The organism is Oribacterium sp. oral taxon 108 str. F0425 (genome assembly GCF_000214455.1).
Classification (GTDB): Bacteria; Bacillota; Clostridia; order Lachnospirales; family Lachnospiraceae; genus Oribacterium; species Oribacterium asaccharolyticum.
Map to the genome: position 1 here is coordinate 578918 of NZ_AFIH01000001.1, position 18084 is coordinate 597001.

11 protein-coding genes are annotated in these 18084 nt (G+C 46.6%); all 11 read left to right on the forward strand.

The genetic code is table 11. The annotated features are described in order from the left end of the window. Positions 1-16: 16 nt before the first annotated feature. Entirely contained in the window at positions 17-1204 is a 1188-nt protein-coding gene (gene tgt, locus HMPREF9124_RS02935) for a tRNA guanosine(34) transglycosylase Tgt (RefSeq protein ID WP_009428820.1), read from the forward strand. Between the two features lie 104 nt (positions 1205-1308). After that, positions 1309-1587: a preprotein translocase subunit YajC gene (gene yajC / locus HMPREF9124_RS02940; protein ID WP_009429889.1), complete on the forward strand. Its 279-nt coding sequence runs from the start codon at positions 1309-1311 to the stop codon at positions 1585-1587. Positions 1588-1613: 26 nt separating this feature from the next. After that, positions 1614-2690, forward strand: a complete 1077-nt coding sequence (locus HMPREF9124_RS02945) for a D-alanine--D-alanine ligase family protein (RefSeq protein ID WP_009428036.1) — start codon at positions 1614-1616, stop codon at positions 2688-2690. 228 nt (positions 2691-2918) lie between these two features. Beyond that, complete coding sequence (locus tag HMPREF9124_RS02950; RefSeq protein ID WP_009429504.1) at positions 2919-3335, forward strand: DUF1934 domain-containing protein; 417 nt, start codon at positions 2919-2921, stop codon at positions 3333-3335. Between the two features lie 60 nt (positions 3336-3395). Next, positions 3396-3917 carry a hypothetical protein gene (locus tag HMPREF9124_RS02955; RefSeq protein WP_009427933.1) on the forward strand — a complete coding sequence of 174 codons (522 nt, stop codon included), beginning with the start codon at positions 3396-3398 and terminating at the stop codon, positions 3915-3917. 311 nt (positions 3918-4228) lie between these two features. Further along, on the forward strand, positions 4229-8119 hold the full coding sequence (gene rpoB / locus HMPREF9124_RS02960; protein WP_009428475.1) for a DNA-directed RNA polymerase subunit beta: 3891 nt from the start codon (positions 4229-4231) through the stop codon (positions 8117-8119). A gap of 10 nt (positions 8120-8129) precedes the next feature. After that, positions 8130-11831: a DNA-directed RNA polymerase subunit beta' gene (gene rpoC, locus HMPREF9124_RS02965; RefSeq protein WP_009428850.1), complete on the forward strand. Its 3702-nt coding sequence runs from the start codon at positions 8130-8132 to the stop codon at positions 11829-11831. A 156-nt stretch (positions 11832-11987) separates the two neighbouring features. After that, positions 11988-12548, forward strand: a complete 561-nt coding sequence (locus HMPREF9124_RS02970; protein WP_009428064.1) for a TetR-like C-terminal domain-containing protein — start codon at positions 11988-11990, stop codon at positions 12546-12548. A gap of 166 nt (positions 12549-12714) precedes the next feature. After that, entirely contained in the window at positions 12715-14487 is a 1773-nt protein-coding gene (locus tag HMPREF9124_RS02975) for an oleate hydratase (protein ID WP_009428446.1), read from the forward strand. Positions 14488-14767: 280 nt separating this feature from the next. Next, positions 14768-16708, forward strand: coding sequence for a DUF5696 domain-containing protein (locus tag HMPREF9124_RS02980; RefSeq protein ID WP_009429931.1), 1941 nt, complete (start codon positions 14768-14770; stop codon positions 16706-16708). Positions 16709-16730: 22 nt separating this feature from the next. Then, on the forward strand, positions 16731-18074 hold the full coding sequence (locus tag HMPREF9124_RS02985) for an ABC transporter substrate-binding protein (protein WP_009428774.1): 1344 nt from the start codon (positions 16731-16733) through the stop codon (positions 18072-18074). The last annotated feature ends 10 nt before the right edge of the window (positions 18075-18084 follow it).

The window sequence follows — 18084 nt, forward strand, 5'->3', positions numbered from 1 at the left end:
GAAGTAAGGAGTGGATATGGCTGCTGTCAAAATGAAATATGAAATAGTAGGGCAGTGTGGCAGAGCCAAGTCTGCTCATATGGAAACAGTGCACGGCGTGATTGAGACACCGGTCTTTATGAATGTGGGTACGGTGGCCGCCATCAAGGGCGGAGTGTCTACGGACGATCTTCGGCTTATCGGAACGCAGGTGGAGCTTTCCAACACCTATCATCTTCACGTAAGGACCGGAGATAAGGTAATCAAGGAGCTTGGCGGACTCCACAGGCTGATGAATTGGGATAAGCCGATTCTCACCGATTCCGGCGGTTTTCAGGTATACAGTTTAGCAAAGACCGGACGAAAGATTCGGGAAGAGGGAGTGGAATTCCGCTCCCACATCGACGGACGAAAGATTTTCATGGGACCGGAGGAGTCCATGGAGATTCAATCCAACTTGGCATCCACCATTGCCATGGCCTTCGATGAGTGTCCTCCTGCACTCGCGGACAGGCAGTATATTGAACCCTCCGTAGAGAGGACGACACGCTGGCTTCTTCGTTGTAAGAAAAAGATGGAAGAGCTCAATGAAGAGGAGAGCACGATTAACAAAAATCAGCTTCTTTTCGGCATCAACCAGGGGGGAATTCTTTCGGATGTACGAATCAATCATGCCAAGCAGATTTCCGAGCTGGATCTTCCGGGCTATGCTGTAGGGGGTCTTGCGGTGGGAGAGAGTCATGAAGATATGTACCGGATTCTGGAGGATGTAGTGCCCTTCCTTCCGAAAGAAAAACCGACTTACCTTATGGGGGTCGGTACGCCGGAAAACATGGTCATGGCGGTAGACCGCGGAATAGACTTTTTTGACTGCGTATTTCCGAGTCGAAACGGAAGGCATGGGCATGTCTATCATGCCTATGGAAAGCTGAACCTTTGGAATTTGGCGTATGAGAAAGATTTTCGCCCGATAGAGGAGGGCTGTGACTGTCCGGCTTGCAAGGGGATTCGCCTGGAAGACGGAAGCTACACGGGGGGCTATTCCAGAGCCTATATACGACACCTCTTAAAGGCAAAAGAGATGCTTGGCATGCGTCTTTGTGTCCTTCACAACCTTTCTTATTACAATCGTTTGATGCGAGAGATGCGTTTTGCGATTCGGGAAGGAAGGTGGGAAGCCTGGAAGACGGATGCGCTTTATAAGTTAAAGATTCAGAATTCTTAAAGCGGAGATTGCGAATCAAAATTTCGTATGGATAAAAGCCTTGCTTTTTTCGATATAAGTAGCAAAATGAAGGACAGAATTGTAAAGGACAAAAGGAGAATGATATGGGAAACATTGGTGTATGGGGAACAGTGGCGTATATCGTGGTAATTGTAGGCATCTTCTATTTTATGGGAGTTCGTCCGCAGCAGAAGGAAAGAAAGAAGCAACAGGAGATGCTGAACAGTCTGGCTGTTGGAGATACGGTTTTAACCACTTCCGGTTTTTATGGTGTGGTAATCGATTTAACCGATGATACCGTGATTGTAGAGTTCGGCGGAAATAAGAACTGCCGTATCCCGATGCAAAAGTCTGCTATTGTGCAGATTGAAAAGGCAAAGTAAGGTTTTCCGGAAAAAAGAGGAATGAAATGAAGAATATAGTCTTGCTTTTCGGCGGGCAGTCCACCGAACATGAGGTTTCCTGCCGCTCCGTACTGACGGTGCTAAAGGCAGTCAATCGAGAGAAATATCGTCCGATTCTCTTGGGAATCACAAAGGCCGGAGAGTGGATTCCGGTGGAAAATACGGGAAAGATTGAAGATGGAAGCTGGAGAGAGGATAAGCGTAGAGCCATGCTTCTTCCGGATGCGGGACTGAAGTCGATTGTGTTTTTTGAGGAAGACGGCAGCTGTCGCATGGAAAAGGCGGATCTTGTTTTCCCGGTTCTGCATGGGAAAGGCGGAGAAGACGGTACGGTACAGGGGCTCTTGGAGTTGGCGGAGATTCCTTATGTGGGCTGCGGTGTTTTGTCTTCCGCGATTTCCATGGACAAGATTTCCACAAAGCTTGCAGTAGAAAAGGTTCTGGAAAGACAGGGGGTTCGACAGGCAAAATACATTGCGCTCAGTCATTCCGAGTGGAAAAAGGAAAAGAGAAGAGCGGAAATCTGTAGAGAAGTGGAAGAAGAACTGCATTTTCCGGTCTTTGTGAAACCCTCCAATGCCGGGTCCTCCTGCGGCGTAAGCAAGGTGGAAAATCAGGAAGCCCTGCCTCTTGCGGTGGAAAAAGCGCTTCAAGTAGACAGACGGGTTTTGATTGAGGAATTTATAAAGGGGAGAGAACTCGAGTGTGCTGTCTTCTCCGGTGTACCGGGAGAAGTTGTGGCATCTTCTGTAGGGGAGATTAAGGCGGCAGCAGAGTTTTATGACTATGATGCCAAGTACAACAACCCCGATTCCAAAACGGAGTTGAATCCGGATCTTCCGTCCGACGTGGAAGAAAAAATACAGAAGGCGGCTAAATCCATCTTCCTGGCGGTGGACGGATTTTCTTTATCCAGAGTTGATTTTTTCTTTACCGGTGAGGAAATTGTATTTAATGAAATTAACACTCTGCCTGGCTTCACTTCCATTTCCATGTATCCCATGCTTTTTGAGAAGGCAGGCTGGAATATTGAGGAGTTGGTGGAGAAGCTCATAGCAAGTGCGGAAAACAGGCCGTCATAAGCCGGGAAACCATGCGAGGAAAAAGGCAGTCTGAAATTTGTGTGCGGAGCTTCTTGCGGAGACCTTAAGAATTTCATAAATAATTATTTCTGTAGACTTTAAACATTTTTGAAAAGACCTGCTATACTAAGAGCATAATCGATTCGACAAAATGTTTGATTTCTATCTCCTAGGGACTCTGTGATGCACGCAGAGTTCTTTTTTGTGGCAAAGATTTTAGGGAGGCAAATGAAGGTTCAGGTTCAGCTAACAACAAAGCAAAAAATGGACGGAGAAGAGGATCGGTTCTCTGTCAGTTTACAAGGTGTCCTGCTCTCCAGAGGAGACAGCTTTATGCTCAGCTATTTTCAGGAAAATGTACACCATTCTCTGGAACTTTTTCCCAAAGAAAAACGAGTGGTGATGATGCGGAACTGGAAAGACAGGCAGAGAGTGGAATATATTGCCGGTGTAAAATGGTCGGTGGATTATGAGACGGAACTGGGTACTTTGCCGTTATCCTTTGCCACCCGCTCCGTAGAATTTCTGTATGAAGACTTCCGTGCCGGAAGGGCGGAGATTTTATTGTCTTATTTACTGTATCAGTTTGAGCAATTGGTCGCGGAGACGGAACTCTCCATTGCAATTTTACCTTTGAAAGGGTAAAATAATTCCGTTATTTCATCTTTGATATACTTAAATATTTTGAAAGAAGAGGTCGTTTTTATGTTGCTTGCCATATCGGTTCAAACAGTATTTTCTATTCTTTTTGCGGTGCTGATTATTCTTTTAGCCATTCTGGTTATTCTTTATATTTTGGGAAGGCGATTGCAGGAGAAGCAGGCAATGCAACAACCGATGCTGGAAGCCAATACGATGGAAGTTTCCATGCTGATTATCGATAAAAAGAAGCTCGGCGTAAAAGAGGCGGTAGCAGCCGGTCTCCCTGAACAGGTGGAGAAGCAGATGCCGATTTATGCCCGTTTGACGAAGCTTCCCGTGGTGAAGGCAAAGGTGGGACCGAAGGTTTTGACCTTAATGGCGGACCCTTCCGTTTATGAAATTTTGCCTCTGAAAAAGGAAGTAAAGGTTGCGGTTTCGGGTATTTACATTCGTTCCGTCAAGTCGGTTCGAGGAGGAACCATTCCCGAGCAGCCAAAGAAAAAAGGTTTTCTGGCCAAGCTTCGCGGTAAGGCGGAAAATGCGGTGAAGGAAGCGAAGACGGAGCAGGGGAAAAAGAAGAAATAAGTTTTTATACAGTTCATTAATTTAAGAATCAAAAGTAGACTTTTTACAAGACTTTGCCTTGACAAGGATAAGGCGAAAATGATAGTATGAAGTTTGCTTATTTGGCAGGGTGAGGGCGAACTATGCCCTTTTTCCGCACTCCGGAAATATTTTGCCAAAACAAAGTAAAGGAATCGTCAATTTTTTGCAAAAAAAGGAACCCAACAAAGTGCTTTGAAGATACAACTGGATTCTTCCTCTGTGGGGTGCTTTTTATTGTGAATTCTCAGCAAAGAGACGAGTCTGTCTCGGACATTAGGGGTGAACGGTCGATGAAAAAAAGCAAAATGCATCCGGTGCGAACCGGAAAGAATCTCAGAATGACTTTCTCGCGCAGTAAAGAAGTTCTGGAAATGCCAAACCTCATTGAAATCCAAAAGGATTCCTATGAGTGGTTTTTGCATGAAGGCTTGAGGGAGGCCTTTGATGATATTTCCCCCATTCAGGACTTTGCCGGTCATTTAAGCTTGGAGTTTGTGGACTTTAAGCTGGTGAAAAATGAAGCAAAGTACAGTATTGAAGAGTGTAAGGAGAGGGATGCAACCTATGCAGCCCCGCTTAAGGTAAAAGTTCGCCTTTTTAATAAAGACAAAGAAGAAATCAACGAGCATGAGATTTACATGGGAGATCTCCCGCTGATGACGGAGAACGGTTCTTTCGTAATCAACGGTGCAGAGCGTGTAATCGTTTCCCAGTTGGTGCGTTCCCCCGGAATTTATTATGGCATCGACCACGACAAGGTGGGTAAGGAACTGTACAGTTGTACCGTGATTCCGAATCGTGGCGCCTGGATTGAATATGAAACGGATTCCAATGACATTTTCTTTGTTCGCGTGGACAGAACGAGAAAGGTTCCGGTAACCGTGTTTATCCGTGCACTCGGCGTAGGTTCAAATAAGGAAATTTTAGACCTTTTCGGAGATGATCCGAAGTTGCAGGCCTCGATTGAGAAGGATCCTTCCGAGAATTATCAGGAAGGCTTATTAGAGTTATATAAGAAGATTAGACCGGGCGAACCTCTTTCCGTAGATTCCGCGCAGTCTCTCTTGAACTCTATGTTCTTTGACCCGAGACGGTATGACCTTGCAAAGGTAGGACGATACAAGTTTAACAAGAAGCTTCACTTTAAGAACAGAATTAAGGGACATACCCTTGCAGAGGCTGTTTACTCCACGGAGACCGGAGAGCTTTTGGCTGAAGCCGGAACCATGGTTAGCAAAGAACTGGCTGTCAGCTTGCAGAATGCAGCGGTGCCCTATGTGTTGATTGATGGACCGACCCGTACGGAGAAGGTTCTTTCTTCCATGCAGGTAGACATCAAGAACTGGATTCCGGAAGAGATCAATGCGGAGGAGCTGGGCGTAAATGAATTGGTTTACTATCCGGCTTTAAAGCAGATTCTGGAAGAGTGCGAAGGCAAGGGCAATGCCGCTCTGGAAGAGGCGATTCGCAAGAATATTCATGCCCTTATTCCAAAGCATATTACCAAGGAAGATATTTTCACCTCGATTAACTACGCTTTAAACATTGATGAGGAAATCGGAACGGCCGACGACATTGACCACCTCGGAAATCGTCGTATTCGTGCTGTCGGAGAACTCTTACAGAACCAGTATCGTATCGGTCTTTCCCGTATGGAAAGAGTGGTTCGAGAGAGAATGTCCACACAGGATATAGATGAGATTACACCCCAGTCTCTGATTAATATTAAGCCTGTTACAGCAGCGGTGAAGGAGTTCTTCGGTTCTTCCCAGCTGTCTCAGTTCATGGACCAGAACAACCCCTTATCCGAGCTTACGCATAAGAGAAGACTTTCCGCACTCGGCCCGGGCGGTCTTTCCAGAGACCGTGCAGGATTTGAGGTGCGAGACGTACACTATACTCACTATGGTAGAATGTGCCCCATCGAGACGCCTGAAGGACCGAACATCGGACTCATTAACTCCTTGGCATCCTATGCGAGAATCAATGAGTACGGTTTGATTGAGGCGCCCTATCGCGTAGTGGATAAGACGGACAAGACGAATCCGATCGTTACCGATGAAGTCGTTTACCTTGCTGCAGATGAAGAGGATAACTTTATCGTGGCCCAGGCGAACGAGCCCTTGGATGAAGAGGGACATTTTAAGCATGACAACGTTTCCGGAAGATACAGAGACCAGACCTCCGCCTTCCCGAAAGCCAGCATCGATTTGATGGACGTATCCCCGAAGATGGTTTTCTCCGTGGCAACATCCATGATTCCTTTCTTACAGAACGACGACGCAAACCGTGCCCTCATGGGATCCAACATGCAGCGTCAGGCGGTACCGCTTCTGACCACGGAGTCCGCTGTGGTGGATACCGGTATGTCCAATAAGGCCGCCGTTGACTCCGGTGCCTGTGTGGTAGCGAAAAACAGCGGAACGGTTACCCTTTCTTCCTCTTCGAAGATTGTGATTAAGAGGGACAAGGACGGCGGATATGACGAGTATAAGCTGATGAAGTTTGTACGTAGTAACCCCAGTAACTGTTACAATCAGAAACCGATAGTGGACACACATGACCATGTGGAAGCGGGCGATGTCATTGCCGACGGTCCGTCCACAAAGAATGGAGAGATTGCCTTAGGAAAGAATCCGCTGATCGGATTTATGACTTGGGAGGGTTACAACTACGAGGATGCCGTTCTCCTTTCCGAGAGACTGGTGCAGAACGATGTTTATACTTCCGTGCATATTGAAGAATATGAATTGGAAGCCAGAGATACCAAACTCGGGCCGGAAGAAATTACTTCCGACGTTCCGGGTGTGGGAGATGATGCTTTAAAGAACCTGGACGAAAGAGGAATTATCCGTATCGGTGCGGAAGTAAGAGCCGGGGATATTCTGGTAGGCCGCGTAACCCCTAAGGGAGAGACGGAGCTTACCGCGGAAGAGCGTTTGCTCCGAGCCATTTTCGGAGAAAAGGCAAGAGAAGTAAGAGACACTTCTTTAAAGGTGCCGCACGGTGCTTACGGTACGGTTATCAATACCATGGTATTTACCAGAGAGAATTCCGATGAACTTGCGCCCGGAGTATCTCAATCTGTTCGCGTCTACATCGCGCAGAAGCGTAAAATCGGTGTAGGAGACAAGATGGCAGGTCGTCACGGGAACAAGGGTGTCGTTTCCCGCGTGCTTCCGGTCGAGGATATGCCTTATCTTCCGAACGGTCGTCCGCTGGATATCGTACTGAACCCTCTCGGCGTACCTTCCCGTATGAACATCGGACAGGTGCTCGAATTACACCTTTCTCTTGCGGCTAAGGCTCTCGGTATCGACGTATCGACTCCGATTTTCGACGGCGCAACCGAGGTGGATATTCAGCAAACTCTTCTTCTGGCCAATGACTATGTTAACTTAAGCTGGGAAGAGTTCTCGGAAAAACATAAAGAAGAACTTGAGCCGGAGGTATATGAATATCTCGGTGCTCATCTTGAACATAGAAAAGAGTGGGAGGGTGTACCCATCGGCATTGACGGTAAGGTACAGCTTCGTGACGGTAGAACCGGGGAGAAATTTGACGGTCCGACTTCTATCGGCTTCATGCATTACTTAAAACTTCACCACCTGGTTGATGATAAGATTCACGCCAGATCTACCGGTCCGTACTCTCTCGTTACCCAGCAGCCTCTTGGCGGTAAGGCACAGTTCGGCGGACAGCGTTTCGGAGAAATGGAGGTTTGGGCACTGGAAGCATACGGTGCCGCCTACACCTTACAAGAGATTTTGACCATGAAGTCCGATGACGTTGCAGGACGTGTAAAGACTTATGAGGCCATTATCAAGGGACAGAATATCCCTGCGCCCGGAGTACCGGAGTCCTTCAAGGTGCTTCTTAAGGAAATGCAGGCTCTTTGCCTGGATATGCAGGTTTTGGACGAAGAGCAGAACGTAGTAGAGATTACGGAAGATCTCTACGACGCAAATCAGGATATGCACAGACTCCTGTCCGGTGGCGATTATCGCACGGAGAAGCAGGAAAACTTTGGTGCATACGGCTACACTAAGCAGGAGTTCAAGGACGGAGAACTGGTAGATAGCGATGAGGAAAATGAGGATGAAGAGGAACTTTCCGATGCGGAAGCGGAGGAATTTTTCGAAAGCATCACTTCCGGCTTAGCAGATGATGAGGACGAGTAGAGGAGGAAAAATGGCAAACTTTCAAAGTGGAAATGAGCCGGTACAATTTGATTCCATAAAAATCGGTTTGGCATCTCCGGAGAAGATTCTGAGTTGGTCTTACGGAGAGGTAAAAAAACCGGAAACCATTAACTATAGAACCTTAAAGCCGGAGAAGGACGGATTATTCTGCGAAAGAATTTTCGGACCGGTAAAGGACTGGGAATGTCACTGCGGAAAGTACAAGAAGATTCGCTATAAAGGTGTAGTCTGTGACCGATGCGGTGTAGAGGTGACCAAGTCTTCCGTACGTAGAGAAAGAATGGGACACATTAAGCTTGCCGCGCCCGTTTCTCACATCTGGTATTTTAAGGGCATTCCGTCTCGTATGGGACTTATCTTGGATATCAGCCCGAGAATTTTAGAGAGAGTCCTGTACTTCGCATCCTATGTTGTTTTGGATCCGATGGAGAGCAGCTTAAGCTATAAGGAAGTGCTTTCCGAGAAGGAATACAGGGATGCCATTGAGCAGTACGGCTATGGCAATTTCCGTGTGGGAATGGGAGCGGAAGCGATTTTTGAGCTCCTTTCCAACATCGATTTGGAGAAAGAGTACAACAATCTGCGTGCAGAGCTTGACAATTCCTCCGGACAGAAGAGAGCAAGAATCGTGAAGAGGCTGGAAGTGGTAGAAGCTTTCCGCTCTTCCGGAAACAAGCCGGAGTGGATGATTCTGACGAATCTTCCGGTTATTCCCCCCGATTTAAGACCTATGGTACAGCTTGACGGCGGACGTTTCGCGACCTCCGACATCAATGATTTGTATCGTAGAATTATCAATAGAAACAATCGTTTGGCACGTCTTTTGGAGCTTGGAGCTCCGGAGATTATTGTTCGTAACGAGAAGAGAATGTTACAGGAAGCGGTAGACGCTTTAATCGATAACGGTAGACGTGGACGCCCCGTAACGGGACCCGGAAACCGTGCCTTAAAGTCTCTTTCCGATATGTTAAAGGGTAAGCAGGGTCGTTTCCGTCAGAACCTTCTCGGTAAGCGTGTGGACTACTCGGGACGTTCCGTTATCGTAGTAGGACCGGAGCTGAAGATTTACCAGTGCGGTGTGCCAAAGGAAATGGCGATTGAGCTCTTTAAGCCCTTCGTTATGAAGGAGCTTGTAAACACGGGTAAGGCGCACAACATTAAGAATGCGAAGAAGATGGTAGAGCGTCTGGACGAGGGTGTTTGGGATATTCTTGAGTATGTGATCAAAGAGCATCCCGTTATGCTGAACCGTGCCCCTACCCTTCACCGTTTGGGAATTCAGGCTTTTGAGCCGATTCTTGTAGAAGGTAAAGCAATTAAGCTCCATCCGCTCGTTTGTGCGGCCTTCAATGCCGACTTCGACGGAGACCAGATGGCGATTCACCTTCCGTTAACCCAGGAAGCGCAGGCGGAGTGCCGCTTTATGCTTCTTTCCCCGAACAACCTCTTAAAGCCGTCCGACGGCGGTGTGGTTGCCGTACCTTCTCAGGATATGGTACTGGGTGTGTATTATCTGACCCAGGAAAGAGAGGGAGACACCGGAGAGGGAATGCTCTTTAAGTCTATAGACGAAGCGATTCTTGCTTATGAGAATCACTTTGTAACCTTGCATGCGAAGATTCGTTGTAAGGTGAGAAAAGCATGGGTTTCCGAAGACGGTGAAAAAGAGATGTTGGAAGGCATCATCGATACAACTGTCGGAAGACTGCTCTTCAACGAAATTATTCCGCAGGATCTCGGTTTTATCGACCGAAGCATCCCGGAGAACAGACTGCTTCCGGAGATTAACTTCCTTGTCAAGAAGAAGAATCTGAAGCAGATTCTGGAAAAGGTTATGGATGTGCATGGCGCAATGCAGACGGCATTGACTTTGGATGATATTAAGTCTATCGGCTATAAGTATTCCACAAAGGCTGCCATGACGGTATCCATTCATGACATGACGGTTCCGGCTACAAAAGAAGATCTTCTGGAAAATGCGCAGAAGACGGTGGACAGAATCGCGAAGAACTTCCGCCGCGGACTGATTACCGAGGAAGAGCGTTATAAAGAAGTTATTGAAACTTGGAAGAACACCGATGACCAGTTAACGCACGACCTTTTAACCGGATTGGATAAATACAACAACATCTTCATGATGGCGGACTCCGGAGCCCGTGGATCCGATAAGCAGATCAAGCAGCTTGCAGGCATGCGTGGACTCATGGCGGATACAACCGGTAAGACGATTGAACTTCCGATTAAGTCCAACTTCCGTGAAGGACTGGATGTACTGGAGTACTTCATCTCCGCGCACGGTGCTCGTAAGGGACTTTCCGATACCGCTCTTCGTACAGCGGACTCCGGTTACCTTACAAGAAGATTGGTTGACGTTTCCCAGGATTTAATCATTCGTGAATTGGATTGTGCAGAGGGAAGAGACACGATTCCGTCTACAGAAATCACCGAGCTTTCCGACGGACAGGAGAAGATTGAGTCCTTACAGGAGAGAATCACGGGTCGTTTCCTTGCGGAAGATATCATTGATCCGGAAACCGGTGCTATGGTAATCAAGGCGAACCATATGGTTACGCCGAAGAGAGCGCCTCAGGTTATGAACGCGCTTTCCAAGATGGGCAGACATTCCGTGAAGATTCGTACGGTATTGACTTGCCGCTCCAAATCCGGAATTTGCGCAAAGTGCTACGGTGCAAACCTCGCAACCGGAAAGCCGGTTGAAGTGGGTGAAGCGGTTGGAACCATTGCCGCACAGTCCATCGGTGAGCCGGGAACACAGCTTACGATGAGAACCTTCCATACCGGTGGTGTGGCAGGTGGAGATATTACACAGGGTCTTCCCCGTGTAGAGGAGCTTTTTGAGGCCAGAAAGCCGAAAGGACTTGCTATTCTGACAGAAATTCCGGGAGTGGTAGAAATCCGGGATACCAAGAAGAAGAGAGAAGTCATTGTTACGGATAATGAAACGGCACAGTCCAAGACCTATTTGATTCCCTACGGTTCCAGATTAAAGGTAACAGAGGGACAGGTTTTGGAAGCCGGCGACATCCTGACGGAAGGTTCCATCAATCCGCATGACCTCTTGAAAATCAAGGGTGTTAAGGCGGTACAGAATTACATGATTTCCGAAGTGCAGAGAGTTTATCGCCTGCAAGGTGTAGAAATAAACGATAAGCACATTGAGATGATTGTTCGTCAGATGATGAAGAAAGAGCGCATCAATGAAGCAGGTGATTCCCGATTCATTCCGGGAACGACTGTAGATCGTTTGGACTTCGAGGATGAGAACGAGAGACTCATCAAAGAAGGAAAGACTCCGGCAGAAGGAAAGAGGACGATGCTCGGTATTACCAAGGCATCTCTTGCAACCGATTCCTTTATGTCTGCAGCATCCTTCCAGGAGACGACGAAGGTTCTTACGGAAGCCGCTATCAACGGAAAGATCGATCGTCTCATCGGACTCAAAGAAAATGTAATTATCGGTAAGTTGATTCCTGCCGGAACCGGTATGAGAAGATATCGCAATGTGAAGCTTTCCACCGATAAAGAAGAACATGTAGAGTATATGCCGAATGTTTCCGAGGAAACAGCGGAGCCTCTCAGCACGGAAGAAATTTTCGATGCGGATCCGAGAGGACTTTCCGGTTTGGCAGAAGCTTTAAGAGCCATTAAAGACGGAGAGAATGAGCTGTAAGCGTGACTTTAAAGTGAATAAGTTGTAAAGAAAGCATTAAAGAGATACCCTGAAAAGAGTATCTCTTTTTTTGAAGAATAACTTGACATTTCACCGTGTAAAGAGAAGATATTAACAGGAAAAAGACTTAAGATTACAGTGAAAAGGAGAGGAAAGATGTCGAATCTTACGAAAAGGGCTCTGGAAGCCTCCTTAAAGAAATTGCTTCTTAAAAAACCTTTGGACAAAATTACTATTTCGGATATTGCAGACGACTGCGGAATGAATCGCATGACCTTTTATTATCATTTTCAGGATATATATGACTTGATTGCCTGGTCTTTTGACGAAGATGCAGAGAAGATTCTGGCGGGAAAAAAGAGCTATGAAACTTGGCAGGAAGGCTATCTTGCAATTTTTCTTTCCATTCTGGAAAATAAGCCGCTGATTATGAACGTCTATCGTTCAGTAAGTAGAGATCAGCTTGAGCAGTTCTTGTTTAAGGTATCGTACAGACTTCTTCGTAATGTTGTAGAAGAAGAGGACAAGGAAAGAGTGGTCAGTGAAGAGGATAAGGACTTTATAGCCAACTTCTACAAGTATGCTTATGTCGGGCTTATCCTGGATTGGATTCGGGGAGATATGAAAGAGAATCCGGAAAAAATCATTTCGCGTATGAGTCTCCTTATGCAGGGAAATTTTGCAAGAGCTTTGGAAGCGTATTCAAAATATCGGTAAGCATCGGAATATCGGATCGTTTAGGAAGTTTTTTTTGAGATCATTTAAGCAAAACAGTCGGTTTGATAAGTTTTTTATCATGCCGGCTGTTTTGTTTATGGTTTTCCTTTTTTTCTTGCGTTAGGATACGGCTGTAAACAAAAAAAGAGAAATGGAGGGTTAGAAGATGTATTATTCCAGTGGAAATTATGAGGCATTTGCTCGTCCGGAGAAGCCGGAAGGGGTAGAGAACAAGTCGGCATACTTGATTGGCAGCGGTTTGGCCTCTCTCGCAGCAGCCTGTTTTTTAGTAAGAGATGCTCAAATGGAAGGAAAAAGAATTCATATTCTGGAAAAGGAATCTCATCCGGGCGGAGCCTTGGACGGGGACAAAATGATTGCGGGTTATGTCATGCGGGGCGGCAGAGAAATGGACAACCATTTCGAATGTATGTGGGACCTCTTTCGTTCCATTCCCTCAATCGAAACCGAGGGAGTGAGCGTACTGGACGAGTACTATTGGCTGAATAAAAAGGATCCAAATTATTCTTTATGCCGTGCGACCAAGAATCGCGGAGAAGATGCAAAGACGGAAAATAAGTTTGGCCTTTCCGATAAGGGTAGTATGGAAATCATGAAGCTTTTCATGACGCCGGATGAAGATTTGGCTAATGTGAAAATGACGGAAATCTTTGATGAAGAAGTTTTCAAGACGAATTTCTGGATGTATTGGCGGACCATGTTTGCTTTTAAGGACGATCAAAGTGCCTTGGAGATGAAGCGCTATATGCAAAGATTTATCCACCATATTGGCGGACTCCCGGATTTTAAGGCATTGCGTTTTACCAGATACAATCAGTATGAGTCCATGGTGCTTCCCATGGTGAAATATCTGGAAGAGCATGGAGTACAGTTCCATTACGGTGTCAGCGTGTCCAATGTGCTTTTTGACATTTCTGCCGGAAAAAAGCAGGCAAGGCGGATTGAACTTCTGCGAGACGGCAAAGAGGAAAGCATTGATTTAACGGAAAATGACTTGGTTTTCTATACGAATGGAAGTAATGTGGAAAACTCTACTTACGGCAGTCAGACAGAGGCAACAGGTATGGACGGAGAGATTCACCCGGGCGGCACTTTCGACTTATGGAGAAAGATTGCGGCGCAGGATGCTTCCTTCGGAAAGCCGGATAAATTCTGCACGGACCCGGAGGACAGTAATTGGGTAAGTGCTACGGTCAATACCTTGGATGAGAAGATTCTTCCCTATATCAAAAATATTTGCAAACGCGATCCTCTTTCCGGAAAAGTGGTAACCGGCGGAATTGTGACCGTCACCGATTCCTCTTGGCTTTTAAGCTGGACCATTAACCGTCAGCCCCAGTACAGAAATCAGCCAAAAGGACAGGTTCTGGTTTGGCTCTACGGTATGTTTTCCGATAAGCCGGGGGACTTTGTTAAAAAATCCATGCGGGAATGCAACGGACAGGAAATATGTGAAGAATGGCTTTATCACTTAGGCGTTCCGGTGGAAGAGATTCCGGAGCTCGCAGCCCATAGTGCAAATACCGTGCCTGTGATGATGCCCTTCGCCAGTGCATATTTCCAGCCTCGTGAAGAAGGAGACCGTCCCCTGGTTGTGCCGGAAGGTTCTGTAAATTTTGCCTTTATCGGAAATTTTGCGGAAACGCCCAGAGACACGGTTTTCACAACGGAATACTCCATTCGAACAGCAATGGAGGCAGTGTACACCCTGTTAAATGTGGATAGAGGAGTTCCGGAGGTCTGGGGCAGTGTATATGATATTCGAGATTTGTTAAATGCCACGGTAGCCCTTCGGGACGGAAAGAAGATTACGGACTTACAGCTCGGTTTTATTCAGGATATCGTGCTGAAGGCTGCTTTAAAGCGAATTAAGGGAACGGAAGTGGAAAAACTGATGAAGAAGTGCAAAATGATTTAGATTTTGAAGATACAGCCTCGGCGTGCAGGAATCTTCTTACAAAAAGCCCTCAACGTTGAGGGCTTTTTTGCAGTAAAAAGGAAAATAAGGAACCGGGTTTCCGCTGGAAACTCCCGAGGAAGGCATTGTTTCCGCATTTAGACCATGCCTCTATTTTCTCCATTCGATTTTGCTATAGGGCCTATCGTATATTTCTACTAGTGAAATTAAAAAAAATAGAATATAATACAGATATTATTGATTACAAGGTAAACGGGTATAGTAGGAGTAAGCGCTTGATATGAAGAAATCCATGATTCAATTTTCTTACGACGGGCTTTGTCTACAATTCGATAAAGAAAATTTGAGATATTCTATTTTGGCAGGCAAAACAACTTGGGAGACAGATGAGTTTTTTTCGCCTTTTTTTCGGGTACAATTCTGTGATAAACCGATTTACTTTAAAGATGCCGAAGTACAGAAGCATGAACTTGTGAAAAGCGGTGTGGGAGAAGGAATCCGGAGTTCTTACCGGGATTTTGTCTTATCGAAATCCGCCGGATCCGAGAGCGGGAAGGAAGAAACGCTGTCCTTTTCCTTTGAGACTTTTGTTTGGATAGAGTACAGCACAAAACAAGTTTACTTTGAATGGATTCCGTTTACGGAAGCACCGGAAAATGCTATAGAGCAAGTCTTTTTCCCGGGACCCTTTTCTTTTCAAAAGGAAAGGAATGACTGGTATACGATTCTTCCGAAGGAACAGGGCATCTTGATTCCCAACACTTGGGATGTGAGTTTTAAACAGGACGGTTTTAACGGCCGTTTCGGAACGGCCAGCGCTTATCTTCCGGTGTTCGGGCAGGTGAAGGAGGGAGAAGGGTATCTTGCGGAAAGCCTCACGCCATGGAACATGGGGTATGAAGCGGTACATGAGGCCGGAACAAACAAGACCGCGGTGCAATTCAGGATAGAGCCGAGTCTCGGACTAATGGAATATCGCCGGATTATGCGTTATCTCTTCCTTTCGGATTGTGACTATACTTCACTTTTAAAGTGTTACAGAGAACTGGCGAGAGAAGAAGGAAAGCTGAAGACCCTGAAGGAAAAAGAAGTTTCGACTCCTTCGGTAAAGAAACTAATTGGTGCTTCCTTTGTACATAAAGGAATCAAGACCTGTGTACAGCCTGATTCGGAATTTTTTGATCAGGATGCACCGGATAAGAATAATCGTTTGGTTCCGTTTCGGAAAAGAGCGGAAGAGATGCGTGCCTTTAAGGCGGACGGAGTAGAGAAGCTCTACCTTCACCTCGACGGTTGGGGAGATGCCGGATATGACAATAAGCATCCGGACGTCGGCCCGGCTTGTGTGGAGGCCGGCGGCTGGGAAGGCATGCGGGAGCTTTCGAAGACCATGGAAGAATTGGGCTATCTCTTTGGAATCCATGACCAGTACAGGGATTTCTACAAGAAGGCGGAAAGCTATGATGATGATTTGGCATGTAAAAGTGCGGATGGAAGCATTTATACCCATGCACGCTGGGCCGGAGGCCCGCAGGCCTACCTTTGTACCAGCCAGGCCCTATACTATGTGAGGCGAAACTTTGAAAGGCTTTTGGAAGAGGGCGTACACTTGGACGGAGCTTACCTCGATGTTTTTACCTGTAATGAGGGAGATGAGTGTGCAAATCCCCGCCATAAGATGCGAAGAAGAGATTCCTATGAGTATAGAAATGCCTGTTTTCGCTATCTCTTAAGTAAGAACATTTTACCCAGCTCCGAGGAAGTCAATGATTGGGCTGTACCCTGGCTTGTTTTCTGCCACTACGCTCCTTATGACTTTATGTTGAGGGAGCCGAGAAGTCCGAAGTACGGCATTCCCATTCCGATGTTTAATCTGGTCTACCATGATTGTCTGATTATTCCCTGGATGATGGAAAAGCTTCCGGAAGAGGACTATATGCTCTATGCACTTTTAAACGGCGGTGCACCGTATCTCGTCCGGGATCCGGCTTATATGGGCATCGACGGGGCCTTTACTCCGGAAGAAGAGATGCCTTGGAAGACGCATTTGGAGAGAGTTCGGGAGGTTAGCGATTTCCATGAGAAGGTCGGGGAGGCAGAGCTCGTTCGGCATGAGATATTGGATGAGAAGGGTTACAGGCAAAGGTCGAGTTTTGCAAACGGCTACACCGTAGAAGTGGATTTTAAAGAGGGAAGGTATCAGATTTCCTCTATAAAATAAGAAAATCTAAAAGGAGAATATTATGAAGAAAAGAACACAGAAACTCTTGGCTCTGGCTACCGTTCTGACAATGGGAGCCGGCATGCTGGCATCTTGCGGAAATAAGGCTTCTTCCGGAGAGAATGCTTCCGGAGAAACAAAGGCCGCTACCGGGGAGAAAGCTTCCGATGAAAAGAAGGCAGGCGGAAAGACAACTTTATCTCTGGCTATCTGGGATGAGAATCAGAGAGCAATGACAGAGTCCCTTGCAGAGGCGTATAACAAGGAACATCCGGATGTAACGGTAGAAGTACAGCTTACTCCCAGTAAGGGCGGAGAATACTGGACGAAGCTGGAAGCGGCTTTAACAGGAGGAAAGGCTCCGGATGTATTCTGGTTAAATGTTTTGCATCTGGACAGCTATATGGAAGGCGGCGTTCTCGCCGATTTGACCGATGCGATTGCAAAGTCCGATATCAAAGATAATTTCCCCGAGTCTTTGGTAAACAACTATGTAAGAGACGGAAAGTACTATGCCGTACCGAAGGACTTCGATACCAATGCACTTTGGTACAACAAGGCAATCTTCGACAAGGCCGGGGTTAGTTATCCGACAAATGACATGACATATGAGGATTTGGTAGCTAAGGCGGAAGAACTTAAGAAAGCCGGCCTTCCGGACGGAGTATATCCCTTTGCCTGCCCGGTAGACTTCCAGACTTGGTATTATCAGACTGTTTTTGCCAACGGCGGTTGGATTCTCAGTGAGGATAAGAAAACTTCCGGCTATGACGATCCGAAGACCCAGGGCGGAATCCAGTGCTGGATTGATATGATTGACAAGGGACTTTCTCCGACGTCTGCCGTTCTTGCGGAGACTACACCGGATGCCATGTTTGAGGGTGGACAGCTGGCCATGATTTATGCAGGTTCCTACATGGTTCCCGAGTATATTGGAAATGACAATATCAAGGATACCATCGATTGCGTCGTATTACCGAGCTTTAACGGAGTGCAGACAAACTGTATTAACGGTTTAGGCTATGCGGTTTACGAGGGAAGTAAGAATAAGGAAGCCGCAACCGAGTTCGCCATTTGGCTCAGCAGCAAGGAAGCTATGGATATCCAGGGCAATTCCGGCGTCGTAATTTCCGCAAGAAATGAATCACAGGATCTTTTCAAAAACTCTTCGGATAAATATGACCTGTCCGTTTATACGAAGTATACGGATAAGGCTTATCCGCTTCCCGTATGCAAGAATGCATCACAGCTTTACAACATGGAAGCGAAGGCTTTGCAGAAGGCATACAGCGGCGAAGAGAGTCTTAAGGATGCTTGTGCGGCACTGAAGAAAGAGGCCGACGAGTTCTTGGCAAAGAATCAATAATTTTAGGGCT